The organism is Enterococcus sp. 10F3_DIV0382 (assembly GCF_002140245.1).
Classification (GTDB): domain Bacteria; phylum Bacillota; class Bacilli; order Lactobacillales; family Enterococcaceae; genus Enterococcus_B; species Enterococcus_B lactis.
The window spans coordinates 1,328,108-1,342,133 of record NZ_NGMF01000001.1; the positions used below are offsets into that span (position 1 = coordinate 1,328,108).

The window sequence follows — 14,026 nt, forward strand, 5'->3', positions numbered from 1 at the left end:
GATTGCTATTTTTCTTTTTTTCCTATACCATTTTATGAGAGAAGGAAAGGTGATTTTTTGGAGCAAATGAAAGAAAAATTACGCCGGCAAGGAATTGAAAAGCTGAAAAATCTGGCCAAAAGCGGCAAGAAAAAGGGCAAAGAACAGCGAATCTATGAACAGCTATTCGCAAGCGAGTACTGGAAGTCGGCACAAGTGATAGGGACGACTTTGTCAAATGAAATTGAGCTGGATACACAGCCGATTATCCAACGGGCGAAAAAAGAACAAAAGAAAATAGTTGTTCCTAAAACTTTACCAAAACGACAGATGGCGTTTTATGAAATGGATGAACACACCATTTTTGAACGTTCGAGTTTTGGCGTTCTTGAGCCACAATCAGAGAAGCTTTATTTGCCGGAAATGATCGACCTCCTCATTGTACCAGGGATTATCTACAATAGAGCCGGTTATCGTATTGGTTTTGGCGGTGGTTATTACGACCGGTATTTAAAAAATTTCCATCGAAAAACATGCAGCCTCGTTTTTCGAGAACAATTGAATGAACAATGGCAACCGGAGAGTTTTGATCAGAAGATCCAACAATTATTTATTGACTAAAATGAAATGGGAGGTTTTCATGAATTATCAACAGCAAATAAAAATGCGTGCATGGTTGAGGCGACCGTTATGGACCTATGTTTTTTTAGGGATACAGACAATAGTCTTCATTATAATGGAGTTGTTTCCGCGTCTTGAAATTCCTTATTATACTGGAATGTATGGTCCTTATCTTGTTCACTTCAATGAATGGTGGCGCTTAGTGACACCAATCTTCATCCATTTTGGAGTGATGCATTTCGTCATGAACTCACTGATATTGTATTTTATGGGGCAACAAATCGAGGCAATATACGGTCACTGGCGGTTTTTCCTGATCTATATGTTCAGTGGGATAATGGGAAATACAGCAAGTTTTGCTTTCAACGAAGCGAATGTTTTGTCTGGTGGTGCAAGCACCTCGATATTCGGGTTGTTTGGTGCGTTGTTTATTTTAGGATTTCATTTTAAATATAATACGGCGATCCAACAACTAGTCAGACATTTTCTTTTATTTATTGCGATGACATTTGTTTTTGGTCTTCTTGACACCTCTGTAGATGTTTGGGGACATGTCGGCGGACTGGTGGGCGGTTTAGTATTAGGAAATATTTTAGGGCTACCGAAACAGCAGACAAGCTATTCGATACACCAGAAGATTCTTTCTACACTAGTTTTTGTATTTCTTTTTGTAATATGTATTTTACTGGGTTTAAAAAAATATGGTTTACTTGTATAATATGAAGGAAGTGCTTAAAGATGGAGAGCTTATATGATGTACAGCAACTGTTCAAAAAATTTGGCATCTTTATCTATGTGGGTGCACGCATCTATGATATTGAATTGATGACTATTGAATTGCGGAATCTGTATGATAGCCGTTTGATCGATCATGATACATACATGACAGCGTGGCGCATATTAAAAAGAGAGCACCGAATTGAAGAAAGCCGAAAGAAAGGAAATTTGTAATGGACAAGAAAATTATTGGGATTGATTTAGGTGGAACAACAGCAAAATTTGCAATTTTAACACCAGAAGGAGAGATTCAACAAAAATGGAGCATCGATACCAATATTTTGGATGATGGCAAACATATCGTTCCTGAAATCATCGAATCAATCAACCATCGATTGAATTTATATAATATGAAAGCCGAAGACTTTATTGGAATCGGTATGGGTACTCCAGGAAGCGTGGACAGTGACGCTGGAACAGTTATTGGTGCATATAACTTGAACTGGACAGAAGTACAATTTGTGAAAAAACTGATTGAAGCAGGGACAGGAATCAAATTCGCTATCGATAATGATGCGAATGTGGCTGCTTTAGGTGAACGATGGAAAGGTGCTGGAGAAAACGATCCAGACGTTGTATTCGTTACTCTAGGAACAGGTGTTGGCGGTGGTATCGTTGCTGGCGGGAATTTGATCCATGGCGTGAGCGGAGCAGGCGGAGAGATCGGCCATATCACTGTGGATCCTGAAGGGTTCGAATGTACTTGCGGTAAACGCGGATGTTTAGAAACAGTATCTAGTGCTACTGGTGTGGTACGTCTAGGTCGTTACTTGGCAGAAGAATACGCAGGAGATTCAAAACTGAAAGCAATGTTAGATAACGGTGAAGAAGTAACAAGTAAAGATATCTTTGAAATGGCTCAAGAAGACGATCCGTTTGCATTGATGGTTGTTGATCGCGTATGCTTCTACTTAGGTTTAGCTTGCGCCAACTTGGGGAATACATTGAATCCGTCAAGTATTGTGTTAGGCGGCGGAGTATCGGCGGCAGGAGAATTTTTACGCAGCCGTGTAGAGAAGTATTTTAAAGAATTCACTTTCCCACAAGTAAGAGAATCAACAAAAATCAAATTAGCAGAGCTTGGAAATGAAGCTGGTGTCATTGGCGCTGCCTCATTAGCCTTGAAATTTGCTTAAAAAAACGGAGGCATTACATGGTTTTATGGGTAATTAATATCATTTTGCTATTGATTGTGCTTGCAATCATCTTTTGGGAAGTCTATCTACGAGTAATGGCCAAGCGTTCAGCAACGACTTTGACAGAAGAAGAGTTTCGAGAAGGAATGAGAAAAGCACAAGTAATCGATGTTCGCGAAAAAGATGTGTTTGATGCAGGGCATATCTTAGGTGCAAGAAACATCCCTTACACTGTTTTGAAAGATTCACTAGGATCGATTCGAAAAGACCAACCTGTCTATATCTACGATCAAAAGAAAAGCTTGAGTATCCGTACGGCAAATAAATTACGTAAAGCAGGTTATAAAGAGATTTATTTGCTTAAGGGTGGTTATGACGGCTGGTCTGGAAAAATCAAAAGCAAAAAAGTATAAAGCATATATTTTTATGACAGCTTTGGAAAAACTAGATCAATAATCAGGTATTGACTAAGAAAAAATGAACGACGCGTGGATAGTTGTGTCGTTCATTTTTTATTTTATGCTATTATCTACATAATAAAATATAAAAGAAAAAAGGCAGAAAGAAGGAAACAACTATGATTAAATTAAAGCGTGTTTACCTTGATGCTGAAGAAGAGGATGGCTTTCGGATACTCGTGGATAGGCTCTGGCCGCGAGGGCTTTCAAAAGAAAAAGCACACTTGGATCTATGGTTGAAAGAAATTGCGCCTAGTAATGAGGCACGCAAAGCTTTTGACCATGTACCAGAACGTTTTGCTTCATTTGCAAAGAAATATCAGCAAGAATTGTCTTTTGAAGAAGAAAAGACGCGAGCTGTTTCCGAACTCACCCATCTTATGAAAGAACATCCAGTCATTACTTTTGTTTATGGTGCAAAAAACGAGCACCAGAACCATGCCGTTGTGTTAAAAGAATTTATCGAAAAGGAGGTGTACAAATGAAAATAGGGATCATTGGTGCCGGACCTAGAGGATTAAGTGTAGCAGAAAGGATTCTCCATAATAATCAGGGCAGATATTCTCTTGAACTTATTCTTTTTGATCCAGAAGGTCCAGGCGGTCGAGTTTGGCGATTGAATCAGCCACCAGAATTATTAATGAACTCTGTTTCTCAACAAGTGACGCTTTTTACAGACGAAACGTTGTCCAGTGGGGGAACGGTAATGCCGGGACCTAATTTGTTTCAATGGAGTAAAGGACCTGCTACAGATTATATCGAACAGACGGTAACCAAAAATAAGCAACTATTTATAGAAGAAATTAACCGTCTGGAAAAAGATCAGCAATCTACTCGTTGCCTATACGGACTTTATCAACGCTGGTTTTTCTCAAAGTTGCAAGAAGAATTTCCAGCTTCTACTCAGCTTGTCTATTCTTTAGTGAAAAAGGTCAGCAAAGAAAAAGACGGTTTCCTATTACAGACAGATCAGCAAAGCTATCCTGTTGATCAGTTCATTTTAGCGAGTGGTCATTGGGAAAATGATCAGACAGAAGAGGAAAGAGCTTGGGTAGACTATGCAAAGAAAAATGATTTACTGTATCAGCTTCCTTCTAATCCTGCAGATGTCGATCTTTCAAAGATACAGCCAAAAGAAAATGTCTTTCTAAGAGGGCTTGGTTTAAGCTTTTTTGATTATGTCGGATTGTTTACGGTATCAAGAGGAGGGCGCTTCGAAAACAAAAAGGGAAAATTGGTCTATCATCCATCCGGCAAGGAACCGATTATATACAGCGGGTCAAGAAGAGGTCTGCCTTACTATCCTCGAGGGAGAAATCAAAAGCAAGGCGGAGCAATGGCATGGCCACGGCTACTTACAAAAGAAAACCTTGAGCGATGGCATCGATCGGGACTTTTGACTGGCGAAACATTTTTTGACTATCTGAAAAAAGACTCTGAGTTGTTTTATTACAAGAAAATCATCGAAGAACATCACTTGCCGATTTCAAGGAAAACTTTTGATCATGATTTTCTTTCCCTCTCCTCAGAAGAGTGTCTTGGAAAGTATCCAGCATTACTTCCATACAAATGGTCTTGGTCGTATCTAGAAACTCCTCTTACCTATCAGGATGAGTCCTTTGCAGAAGCTAGCCGAGCATTTATTGAAGGACAGATAAAAGAAGCGGAAAAAGGCAATTGCAGAGGGGCATTGACTTCGACATTTGATGCATTGAAAGACTGGCGTGATCCAATCCGGCAGGCTATTGAATGGCACGTTTTTTCTGCTAAGGAATACAAAGAAATACTGTGGGGATGGTTTACTCATCTAAACAGCTTTTTAACGATTGGACCGCCAGTTATTCGGACGAAAGAGTTAGCAGCACTGATAGATGCGGGTATTTTTCATTTGATCGAACCGCCACTTGATATTCAGCAAAAGCAAAACCACTATGTTATTTCTCTACAAGATAAAGAAATCAGCAGTCGCTATTTGATCGAAGCTCGTTTGCCACAAACAAGCTTTTCTCGTTCAAGTAATCCTGTCATAAAAAATTTGAAGGAAAATAAACTTGTTCGCCCTTTTTCGTTTTCAGATAATACAGGAAGTTATCATTCAGAAGCTATAGATGTTGAGCGAGGTACGAATCGCGTGATTGATGCTTCCGGGAAAATCCAGTCTGGCTTTTATTGCTACGGAATACCAGTTGAAGGTGTGGATTGGTTAACTGCAGCAGCAGCTAGACCTTATACAGATCCATGGAATTTGAGACAAGCAGATAAAATAGCACAACTTATATTGACTGACAAATAAAAATACGCATGAAGACTTATCTGTTCTTTCACAAGTCTTCATGCGTATTTTTTAAATAATTATTAACGAGAAACGCGTTTGCGCATTGCTTTTTTACGATTTTCTTCGATCATTGCTTCTTTTTCGTCAATCGGATCGATCACTGTTTTTTTCACAGAAGCGACCAAACCAGCAACGGCAGCGGCTGTTGCCAAGCTGCCTACTAATATTCCAGATACAAATTTTTTCATTGAATCCACCTCATTTATTATTTGTTATATCTATTATGGAACAAAAGAGAAAAAAAGGCTAGTTTTACGTTTGTTTGTAAACCTTTGCAAAAAATCCTTGAAAATGTTTACTAAATGTTTTATTATAAATTTACCAGATAAATTTACGAAATTTTACTTTCTTCTTTTCCACCATAAAAGTAGACTTCGCTTTTTTAATTATATAGAATCAACAAACACAATTTCACTAATCAAAGGAGTGTTTTTTATGACAATTTTAGTACTAGGCGGAGCCGGCTATATCGGTTCGCACGCTGTAGACCAGCTAGTTCAAAAGGGGTATCAAGTAGCTGTGGTAGATAATTTACTCACAGGTCACAAACAAGCAGTACATCCAGATGCTCATTTTTATGAAGGAGATATTCGAGATAAAGAATTTCTACGTTCCGTATTTGAAAAGGAACCGATTGAAGGAGTAATCCATTTTGCTGCAAGCTCTTTAGTAGGAGAATCTGTCGAAAAACCATTGATGTATTTTAACAACAATGTATACGGTATGCAAATCTTGCTTGAAGTCATGCACGAGTTCAACGTGAATAAAATCGTATTCTCTTCTACTGCAGCAACTTATGGAGAGCCGAAAGAGTCTCCAATCACGGAAAATACACCAACTAATCCTAAAAACCCGTATGGTGAAAGCAAATTGATGATGGAAAAAATGATGAAGTGGTGTGATCAAGCGTATGGCATGCGCTATGTCGCTTTGCGCTACTTCAATGTAGCCGGAGCAAAAGCAGATGCATCTATCGGAGAAGATCATACACCAGAAACGCATCTTGTCCCAATCATTTTACAAGTAGCTCTTGGCCAAAGAAAAGCATTGGCTGTTTATGGAGACGATTACGATACACCAGATGGAACATGTATTAGAGATTATGTTCAAGTAGAAGACTTGATTGCCGCGCATATTTTAGCTTTGGAATACTTGAAAGAAGGAAACGAAAGCAACTTCTTCAATTTAGGCAGTAACAAAGGGTATTCGGTCAAGGAAATGTTAGAAGCAGCTAGAGAAGTGACAGGGAAAGAAATCCCGGCAGAAATAGCACCAAGAAGAGCTGGAGATCCTAGTCGATTAGTCGCTTCAAGTGAAAAAGCGAGAGAGATTCTGGGCTGGAAACCTGAATACACAGATATCAAAGCAATTATCAAAACAGCATGGGATTGGCATGTCAGCCATCCAAATGGTTATGAAGAATAGGGGAATGAGATATGTCAATCAGTCAAACGATTTGTGATTTTGCCACACTTGCGATCGAAGCTGGCGGATGGATGGAAATGGACCGCTTATATTTACAGAATCGTCTTTTAGGGATGATAGGAGAAGACGCTCTAGAAAGCGTCGAAGTAAGACCAGTTAAGGAAGAATCAGTAGACTTATTGGATCAGTTTGTCGCTAAGGCAAGAGAAAATGGTGTGCTTTCAGAATTACCAGCAGAACAAGAGATTTTTGAAGCACAATTGATGGATTTTCTTACACCGCCGCCTTCCGTTGTCAATGCATTCTTTGCGCAGCATTATTCAAAAAGCCCAGAGGAAGCAACTGATTATTTCTTTGATTTAAGTAAGAAAAATGATTACATCAAAACAAGAGCCATCGCTAAAAATATCAAATTTCCAGCAGAGTCAGCATATGGTGAATTGGAAATCACGATCAATTTATCTAAACCAGAAAAAGATCCAAAACAAATTGCGGCAGAACGTGAGGCAGCCAAAGTAGATTATCCTACATGTATGCTGTGCATGGAAAATGAAGGATATAGAGGACGCTTGAATTATCCAGCCCGTACCAATCATCGAATCATTCGAATGAATCTAGATGGTGAAAGCTGGGGATTCCAATATTCTCCTTATGCTTATTACAATGAGCATTCGATCATTTTATCAGAGCAGCACCGTCCAATGAAAATTTCAAAGGAAACATTTGTTAGACTGCTTCGGATTACTGAAGTCTTGCCTCATTACTTTGTTGGTTCAAATGCTGACTTGCCAATTGTTGGAGGATCGATTCTTTCTCATGATCATTATCAGGCAGGACGTCATGAATTTCCTATGGCAAAAGCACCAATAGAAAAACTCATCAAATTAGCAGATTATCCGCAAGTCATCGCAGGAGTTGTGAAATGGCCGATGTCTGTGATCCGTTTGCAATCAACAGATAAAGAGTTGCTGATTGAAGCAGCTAATTCAGTGTTGGAAAAGTGGAAAGAATATTCGGATGAAACAGTAGAAATCCGGGCTTTTTCAGCAGATGGTACACCACACCACACGATTACGCCAATTGCACGAAGAAGGGACAATTATTTTGAGCTGGACCTTGTCCTTCGAGACAATAATGTTTCAGATGAGCATCCTGATGGTATTTTTCATCCGCATAAAGATGTCCAACATATCAAGAAAGAGAACATTGGATTGATCGAAGTAATGGGGCTTGCTGTTTTACCACCTCGTTTGAAACCGGAACTAGCAGAAGTAGAGCGGTTCTTATTGGGAGAAGAAAACCAGATGGCTGAATATCATCGTCCATGGGCAGAACAGTTGAAAAAAGAGCATCCTGATTTGACGAAAGATGCAGTCACTGATGTTGTACAAAAAGCTGTAGGTCAGGTTTTTGCTCGTGTCTTGGAAGATGCTGGGGTGTTCAAGCGAGATGAAAAAGGACAAGCAGCGTTTGAGCGGTTTACTGCGATTTTATAAACGGAAAAAAAGGAGGAGAGACAAATGGCAACAATTAAAGACATTGCTCAGTTGGCAGGAGTTTCTCCTGCTACTGTTTCAAGAGTGCTCAACTACGATCCTGAACTTTCCGTCGGCTTAGCCACAAAGCAAAAAATTTTTGAAGCAGCGGAACGCTTGAATTATACGAAGCACCGCAAAAATGCAGCAAATGCTAAGCAAACCCTTCGTCTGATCCAATGGTACGACGATACAGAAGAACTTGAAGATCTTTATTATTTGTCTATTCGTTTAGGAATCGAAAAAAAGGCAGAAGAAGCAAATGTTACTTTGTTGAAAGAAACGTGGGATTCTATTAGTGAGCTTCCAGCGGATGGAACGATCGCATTAGGGAAATTCGATGAAGCTCAGCTGTTGGATTTGAAACAATCCCAACAAGCCTTGCTTCTGGTAGATTCTGATGGCACTTCTCAAGGAATCGATTCTATAGTTGTCGATTTTAAGTCGAGTGTTCAAAAAGTCATTGAGCACTTTGTTTCCCAGAATGCACAACATATCGCGATGCTTGCTGGAACAGAATATACAAAGAAAAACCATCAGCGACTAAGAGATCCTAGAATCATGGCATTCCAACAAGTTTTAGCAGAAAAAGGCTACGACGAAGGTTCAATTATCGAAGCAGATTTTTCTGTCGAGTCAGGATATCAAGCGGTTAAAAAATATTTAAAAACAAATGAGCAGATTCCTGATGCACTTTTTGCGGCTAATGATGCATTAGCGATTGGCGCGCTGAAAGCGATTCAAGAAACAGGTTTAGCGGTGCCAGAAGATATTTCCGTGATGGGTTTCAACGATGTCAGTGTAGCGAAATATGTGACACCCTCTCTTTCTACTGTGAAAGTTTATACGGAATGGATGGGAGAGCTAGCAGTGGAGACAATCCTTCAACTAAGTAATTCCAAAGCACCCGTTTCAAGAAAAATCATTGTTGAAACAGAGTTGATTGTTCGAGAGTCGACGAAATAAAAAAAGAAAAAGTTGTGGTAAAGTGTCGTGATACCGCAACTTTTTTTGTGTATGTAAGGAAGAAACTAGATTTGCCGGTCAGCAGATAATCATGTATCATTGTACTAGTTTTGCCTTTGATATTTTCATCATTGGAATAAAAAAGTATGCTACAATGGAAGGCGAGAATGTTATAGCAGAAAGGATCAAATATATGATTACATTAGGAATAGATACTGCAAATCAAACTTTGGCGATCGGTGTGGTGGAAGATAAACAAATTCTTGGGCAAATACAGACAAATATCAAACGCAACCACAGTGTGACGCTGATGCCTGCCATTGACCAATTGTTTGCAGATCTTCAAATGAGTCCCCAAGACATTGACCGAATCGCGGTTTCTGATGGTCCTGGTTCTTATACAGGACTTCGTATAGGTGTAACGACAGCGAAAACGATTGCTTATACACTAGATAAAGATCTAATAGGAGTATCTAGCCTGAAAGCCATCGCGGCTAATTGTGTCGGGGTGAATAAAATGATTGTGCCCATGTTTGATGCTCGAAGAAAAAATGTCTATGCTGGGGCATACCGCTGGAAAGAAAATAGATTAGAAACTGTACTTGAAGATGTACATATTGCTGCTTCTGATTTGTTTGCACAACTACAAGAGCTGAATGAAGCTATTTATTTTGTTGGGAGTGATTGTCATAAATTTATCTCTGAAATAAAAGAAATGCTGCCTGATGCGATGATTAATACAGTTCCATCATGGGATATCCCAAGCGGTGTGACTGTGGCTCAATTAGGTGCGTTGGATGAACCAGTTGCAGATAAACAAGCTTTTCTCCCTCGTTATTTAAAACGAGTAGAAGCTGAAGAGAAATGGTTAGAGACGCACACGCCTGGAGACGAAAGCTATGTTGAAAAAATTTAAAGCATATGCTAGAAGCCTTTTTCAAGATAAAATGATCTATACAGAAAAAACAATCGAACAAATCGATCGTCGCTATATACTAAGAGAATTGACTATAGAAGATATCAAAGAGCTATTGGATGTCGAACGAGAAGTCTATAATGGCGAGTTGCCATGGACCAAAAGTGCCTTTATGTCAGAATTGAAGTCACCACTTCCTCATCTATATTTAGGGATCTTTGATAATGGAAGAATGATCGGATTTGTCGGCTCAAGAGCGTTCGGTTTAGATTGCCATATCACGAATATTGCTGTTCGACCGGCATATCAGCGAAAACGAATTGGTTCGCTGCTTATTGACGAAATTGAGAACTTTGCTATAATGAATCGCTGTGAGACGATGTCATTGGAAGTACGCATGAGTAATCAGGATGCGCAAAGACTTTATCGGAAATTAGGGTTTCAAGCTACGACAATCAAAAAAAGATATTACACTGAAACAAAAGAAGATGCGTTGGATATGATAAAAATTTTAGAAAATGAGTGAGATTAGTTGATTTGCAGAAAAAAAGATTTTGATGAAGCATATTTGGCAGAATGCGTATGGGCAATTAGCGAAAATGCTTATCCATATGGCTCACCTTGGACGAAGATGCAGTTTTTGACAGATATCCAACAGCCCCACACAGATTATCTTCTTTTAGTTGAAGATAACCAAATCTGTGGTTTTGTCGGGTATTCGAAAGTAATGGATGAAGTCGAAATCACAAATATCGCTGTTGCAGTTTCAGAACAAGGAAAAGGCTATGCACGGCATTTACTACATCTGCTGATTGCGGAACAAATAAAAGATTCGCTGCATGTTTTTTTAGAAGTACGTCTGTCTAATGAAGCAGCAAGAAAACTTTATGAATCAGAAAAGTTCCGTATATTAGGTAAACGGAAATCATATTATCGCAATCCGACAGAAGATGCGATCATTATGAGCAGAAAGTTAAAAACGGAGACGATGAAATGAATGAAGAATTGATTCTGGCAATTGAATCAAGTTGTGATGAAACGAGTGTAGCGGTCGTTAGAAATGGAACAGAGATCTTATCTAACATCGTTGCTTCCCAAATAAACAGTCATAAACGTTTTGGCGGAGTGGTGCCTGAAGTAGCTAGCCGCCATCATGTAGAACAAATAACCTTATGCTTGGAAGATGCACTGGTAGAAGCTGGTGTATCGGCAGAAGATTTATCGGCAGTCGCTGTCACTTATGGGCCTGGACTCGTCGGCTCTTTGTTGATTGGTATTTCTGCAGCTAAGGCTTTTGCTTGGGCACACCAATTGCCTCTGATTCCTGTGAACCATATGGCAGGTCACATTTATGCCGCACGTCTGGTCAAACCATTCCAGTTTCCATTGATGGCACTTCTTGTTAGCGGAGGACATACAGAATTAGTCTATATGCAAGAAGATGGATCATATGAAATCATTGGGGAGACAAGAGATGACGCAGCAGGAGAAGCTTATGACAAAGTTGGAAGAGTATTAGGTCTTTCTTATCCAAGTGGAAAAGAAATCGATCAGCTAGCTCATCAAGGAAAAGATAATTATCATTTTCCACGAGCGATGATCCATGAAGATAATTATGATTTCAGTTTTAGTGGATTAAAAAGTGCATTTATCAATTTGGTGCATAATGCACAACAGCGTGGAGAAGATCTAGACAAAAATGATTTAGCAGCTAGCTTTCAAGCAAGTGTGATTGATGTATTGATTACTAAAACACTTCGAGCTTGTCAAAATTATCCAGTCAAGCAACTGGTTGTAGCTGGAGGTGTAGCGGCCAATCAAGGGTTGCGTGAAGGATTGCAAGCTGCTCTGTCAGCTAAACTTCCTGAAGTAGAATTAGTGATTCCGCCTCTGAGACTTTGTGGAGATAATGCTGCAATGATTGGAGCAGCAGCACATGTGGAAATGCAAAAAAGAAATTTTGCCAGCTATCAGTTGAATGCTGATCCAAGCTTGGTTTTATCTGAATAAATAAAAGAGAGTGTAAAAAAACTGCCCTGCATCAAGTTATAAGAACAGCAAAGAAAAAAACAGCTTCACATGTTTTTGACTTGGTTGAACTTATTACCGTAGATGCAAACTTTTGAACACTATTTATTGTAATAAGGGTTGTGACAGATTTTTGTCACAACCCTATTTTTTTGCCTGTTTTTAATTAATTGTGTTATTTAAATTTATAATATAGCTTGTTTTAGAAGTGTTTCATGCCGATATCTGTAATAAAAAAATAGTTATTATATAAATTGTGTTCGTTTTTTTCCTGTGCTATGATTAATTCAATAAATCATAGGATTTATTCGTATACATAGAAAGTCTAGATACAAAATGAAAAAAGAAAGTAGAGAGAATATGAAGAAAAAGAAAACATCTGCCCCTCCGGTTCCTTTAGTTGCATTAGCTGATCAATCAATTACTGCCGAGAAATATCGAACGATCCGGTCCAACATCCAGTTTGCAGCGATTGATCGTGAATTGAATACATTGGTCATCACTTCTTCTGGTCCAGATGAAGGGAAATCTATTACTGCCGCTAATCTAGCAGTAGTTTTTGCAAATAGTGGAAAACAGGTCTTACTTGTAGATGCCGATTTGAGGAAACCAACTGTAGCGTTGTCTTTTCAATTGCCGCATAATGAAGGATTGAGTAATTTACTTAGTGAGCGTGAACGGATAGCGGACGATTACATAACTGAAACACATATAGAAAATCTTTGGGTCTTGCCCAGTGGTCCAAAGCCGCCGAATCCTTCGGAAGTTTTAGGGACGAAAAGAATGGAAGAGATAATAGAGGAACTGATACTTGACTTTGATCTGGTCATTTTTGATATGCCTCCGGTAGCAACTGTAACGGATGCTCAAATCCTTGCAGCAAAAACGGATGGAACGCTACTTGTTGTCAGAGAAAGAAAGACAAAGAAACAAGAGTTGTTAAAAGCGAAAGAACTGTTGCAGATTGCAAAAGCAAATATATTAGGTGTAGTTTACAATGGAACAAAAAAAGAAAGTGATCTCACTTATTATTACCAATCATTTGAATAGACGAAACGAAAAGAAACAGTGATCCCGATAAATATCAGGATCGCTGTTTCTTTTTGTCGCGTTATTCTCTCAAAGCTGGAGTAGTAGCGGTCTTACAGAAAGTAAAATGCTTTTTGTGATAATCTAACAATCCTGAATCACGTAGTTGTTTGATTACTTGTCCAGCAGTTTCACGTGTCGTACCGCTATTCACTGCTAATTCTTTTAAGGTAATTGGATAAGGAATGGTGATATGACCGTCTTCTGTTGGTACGCCAAGTTCTTCTTTCAAAATGAATAGATTTTGTTTCACTCGATCAAAAGCACTGGAGGTTAATCCAATTTGGATACGTAACTCATGTATTTCGACTACTTTAGAAATTTTTTGAATCATATAGATCAGTTGTTCAGGATTTTTTCGTGCTAATTTTTCATAGTAGGAAACAGGAAGATAGAAAGTTTCGATATCAGTCATCGCTTGAGCTGTATAAGTGTAGGTCTCTTCTCCAAACATTCCTGACATAGGAAAAAGGTTATTGGTAGTCACGTAATCATAATAATAATAGGTGGCACTTTCATCGTAACGTTCTAAACGAACAAGTCCTTTGGTCAAGATATATAGCCGTTGTCTAGAATCTCCATCATCAAAAAGGATTTGTCCTTTCTTATAGGAACGAAGAACAGTATGTTCCTTGATCTGTTGGAACTCTTCATCCGAGAAATGTTCAAAATCAGGTTGATATCTGAGTTTTGAAAAGTGAAAATCGATTTTATTAACACGCATTAAAAAGTCCTCTCCTTATTGTTCACTATATTTATTG

The 14,026-nt window shown here is 38.8% G+C and carries 17 protein-coding genes; 15 read left to right on the forward strand and 2 right to left on the reverse strand.

The genetic code is table 11. The annotated features are described in order from the left end of the window. The first annotated feature begins 66 nt into the window (after positions 1-66). The 7 genes from A5849_RS06775 (at position 67) to A5849_RS06805 (ending at position 5,264) form a co-directional block, all read left to right on the forward strand. Positions 67-600, forward strand: coding sequence for a 5-formyltetrahydrofolate cyclo-ligase (locus tag A5849_RS06775; protein ID WP_002320135.1), 534 nt, complete (start codon positions 67-69; stop codon positions 598-600). A gap of 19 nt (positions 601-619) precedes the next feature. Continuing rightward, positions 620-1,318: a rhomboid family intramembrane serine protease gene (locus tag A5849_RS06780; protein ID WP_002308868.1), complete on the forward strand. Its 699-nt coding sequence runs from the start codon at positions 620-622 to the stop codon at positions 1,316-1,318. 20 nt (positions 1,319-1,338) lie between these two features. Continuing rightward, entirely contained in the window at positions 1,339-1,551 is a 213-nt protein-coding gene (locus A5849_RS06785) for a YqgQ family protein (RefSeq protein ID WP_002293902.1), read from the forward strand. Next, entirely contained in the window at positions 1,551-2,513 is a 963-nt protein-coding gene (locus A5849_RS06790) for an ROK family glucokinase (protein ID WP_002308870.1), read from the forward strand. The genes A5849_RS06785 and A5849_RS06790 overlap by 1 nt, the downstream gene beginning before the upstream one ends. Before the next feature lie 17 nt (positions 2,514-2,530). Next, positions 2,531-2,926, forward strand: coding sequence for a rhodanese-like domain-containing protein (locus tag A5849_RS06795; protein ID WP_002308872.1), 396 nt, complete (start codon positions 2,531-2,533; stop codon positions 2,924-2,926). A 164-nt stretch (positions 2,927-3,090) separates the two neighbouring features. Then, positions 3,091-3,456, forward strand: coding sequence for a DUF488 domain-containing protein (locus tag A5849_RS06800; RefSeq protein WP_002313636.1), 366 nt, complete (start codon positions 3,091-3,093; stop codon positions 3,454-3,456). Further along, complete coding sequence (locus A5849_RS06805; RefSeq protein WP_002348553.1) at positions 3,453-5,264, forward strand: FAD/NAD(P)-binding domain-containing protein; 1,812 nt, start codon at positions 3,453-3,455, stop codon at positions 5,262-5,264. Before A5849_RS06800 ends, A5849_RS06805 begins: the two co-directional genes overlap by 4 nt. 62 nt (positions 5,265-5,326) lie before the next feature. Here A5849_RS06805 and A5849_RS06810 read toward each other — a convergent pair whose 3' ends face one another. Beyond that, positions 5,327-5,494, reverse strand: a complete 168-nt coding sequence (locus A5849_RS06810) for a DUF3042 family protein (protein WP_002288457.1) — start codon at positions 5,492-5,494, stop codon at positions 5,327-5,329. A 247-nt stretch (positions 5,495-5,741) separates the two neighbouring features. Here A5849_RS06810 and galE point away from each other — a divergent pair, with 247 nt between their 5' ends. The 8 genes from galE (at position 5,742) to A5849_RS06850 (ending at position 13,226) form a co-directional block, all read left to right on the forward strand. Then, positions 5,742-6,731 (forward strand): UDP-glucose 4-epimerase GalE, encoded by a 990-nt coding sequence (galE, locus tag A5849_RS06815; RefSeq protein WP_002308878.1) that lies wholly within the window; start codon positions 5,742-5,744, stop codon positions 6,729-6,731. A gap of 11 nt (positions 6,732-6,742) precedes the next feature. Further along, entirely contained in the window at positions 6,743-8,227 is a 1,485-nt protein-coding gene (gene galT, locus A5849_RS06820) for a UDP-glucose--hexose-1-phosphate uridylyltransferase (protein ID WP_002308879.1), read from the forward strand. A 24-nt stretch (positions 8,228-8,251) separates the two neighbouring features. Then, the gene (locus A5849_RS06825; protein ID WP_002308880.1) at positions 8,252-9,232 is read left to right on the forward strand and encodes a LacI family DNA-binding transcriptional regulator; all 981 of its coding nucleotides are present in this window, start codon (positions 8,252-8,254) and stop codon (positions 9,230-9,232) included. Positions 9,233-9,425: 193 nt separating this feature from the next. Further along, positions 9,426-10,148 carry a tRNA (adenosine(37)-N6)-threonylcarbamoyltransferase complex dimerization subunit type 1 TsaB gene (gene tsaB / locus A5849_RS06830; RefSeq protein ID WP_033607578.1) on the forward strand — a complete coding sequence of 241 codons (723 nt, stop codon included), beginning with the start codon at positions 9,426-9,428 and terminating at the stop codon, positions 10,146-10,148. Then, positions 10,132-10,674, forward strand: a complete 543-nt coding sequence (gene rimI, locus A5849_RS06835; RefSeq protein ID WP_002334782.1) for a ribosomal protein S18-alanine N-acetyltransferase — start codon at positions 10,132-10,134, stop codon at positions 10,672-10,674. Before tsaB ends, rimI (A5849_RS06835) begins: the two co-directional genes overlap by 17 nt. 6 nt (positions 10,675-10,680) lie before the next feature. Continuing rightward, positions 10,681-11,145, forward strand: a complete 465-nt coding sequence (rimI, locus tag A5849_RS06840; protein WP_002308883.1) for a ribosomal protein S18-alanine N-acetyltransferase — start codon at positions 10,681-10,683, stop codon at positions 11,143-11,145. Further along, on the forward strand, positions 11,142-12,158 hold the full coding sequence (tsaD, locus tag A5849_RS06845; protein WP_002308884.1) for a tRNA (adenosine(37)-N6)-threonylcarbamoyltransferase complex transferase subunit TsaD: 1,017 nt from the start codon (positions 11,142-11,144) through the stop codon (positions 12,156-12,158). Before rimI (A5849_RS06840) ends, tsaD begins: the two co-directional genes overlap by 4 nt. Positions 12,159-12,536: 378 nt before the next feature. Further along, the gene (locus A5849_RS06850; RefSeq protein ID WP_002308885.1) at positions 12,537-13,226 is read left to right on the forward strand and encodes a CpsD/CapB family tyrosine-protein kinase; all 690 of its coding nucleotides are present in this window, start codon (positions 12,537-12,539) and stop codon (positions 13,224-13,226) included. A 61-nt stretch (positions 13,227-13,287) separates the two neighbouring features. Here A5849_RS06850 and A5849_RS06855 read toward each other — a convergent pair whose 3' ends face one another. Then, entirely contained in the window at positions 13,288-13,989 is a 702-nt protein-coding gene (locus A5849_RS06855) for a Crp/Fnr family transcriptional regulator (RefSeq protein ID WP_002308887.1), read from the reverse strand. Positions 13,990-14,026 lie beyond the last annotated feature (37 nt).

Excerpts from the sequence above, each read along its gene's own strand:
- A5849_RS06825 (WP_002308880.1), top strand. The coding sequence starts at position 8,252 with ATGGCAACAATTAAAGACATTGCTCAGTTGGCAGGAGTTTCTCCTGCT.
- galE (WP_002308878.1), top strand. The coding sequence starts at position 5,742 with ATGACAATTTTAGTACTAGGCGGAGCCGGCTATATCGGTTCGCACGCT.
- tsaB (WP_033607578.1), top strand. The coding sequence starts at position 9,426 with ATGATTACATTAGGAATAGATACTGCAAATCAAACTTTGGCGATCGGT.
- rimI (WP_002334782.1), top strand. The coding sequence starts at position 10,132 with ATGTTGAAAAAATTTAAAGCATATGCTAGAAGCCTTTTTCAAGATAAA.
- A5849_RS06800 (WP_002313636.1), top strand. The coding sequence starts at position 3,091 with ATGATTAAATTAAAGCGTGTTTACCTTGATGCTGAAGAAGAGGATGGC.
- galT (WP_002308879.1), top strand. The coding sequence starts at position 6,743 with ATGTCAATCAGTCAAACGATTTGTGATTTTGCCACACTTGCGATCGAA.
- A5849_RS06850 (WP_002308885.1), top strand. The coding sequence starts at position 12,537 with ATGAAGAAAAAGAAAACATCTGCCCCTCCGGTTCCTTTAGTTGCATTA.
- A5849_RS06810 (WP_002288457.1), bottom strand. The coding sequence starts at position 5,494 with ATGAAAAAATTTGTATCTGGAATATTAGTAGGCAGCTTGGCAACAGCC.
- tsaD (WP_002308884.1), top strand. The coding sequence starts at position 11,142 with ATGAATGAAGAATTGATTCTGGCAATTGAATCAAGTTGTGATGAAACG.
- A5849_RS06795 (WP_002308872.1), top strand. The coding sequence starts at position 2,531 with ATGGTTTTATGGGTAATTAATATCATTTTGCTATTGATTGTGCTTGCA.
- A5849_RS06775 (WP_002320135.1), top strand. The coding sequence starts at position 67 with ATGAAAGAAAAATTACGCCGGCAAGGAATTGAAAAGCTGAAAAATCTG.
- A5849_RS06790 (WP_002308870.1), top strand. The coding sequence starts at position 1,551 with ATGGACAAGAAAATTATTGGGATTGATTTAGGTGGAACAACAGCAAAA.
- A5849_RS06785 (WP_002293902.1), top strand. The coding sequence starts at position 1,339 with ATGGAGAGCTTATATGATGTACAGCAACTGTTCAAAAAATTTGGCATC.
- A5849_RS06855 (WP_002308887.1), bottom strand. The coding sequence starts at position 13,989 with ATGCGTGTTAATAAAATCGATTTTCACTTTTCAAAACTCAGATATCAA.
- A5849_RS06780 (WP_002308868.1), top strand. The coding sequence starts at position 620 with ATGAATTATCAACAGCAAATAAAAATGCGTGCATGGTTGAGGCGACCG.
- A5849_RS06805 (WP_002348553.1), top strand. The coding sequence starts at position 3,453 with ATGAAAATAGGGATCATTGGTGCCGGACCTAGAGGATTAAGTGTAGCA.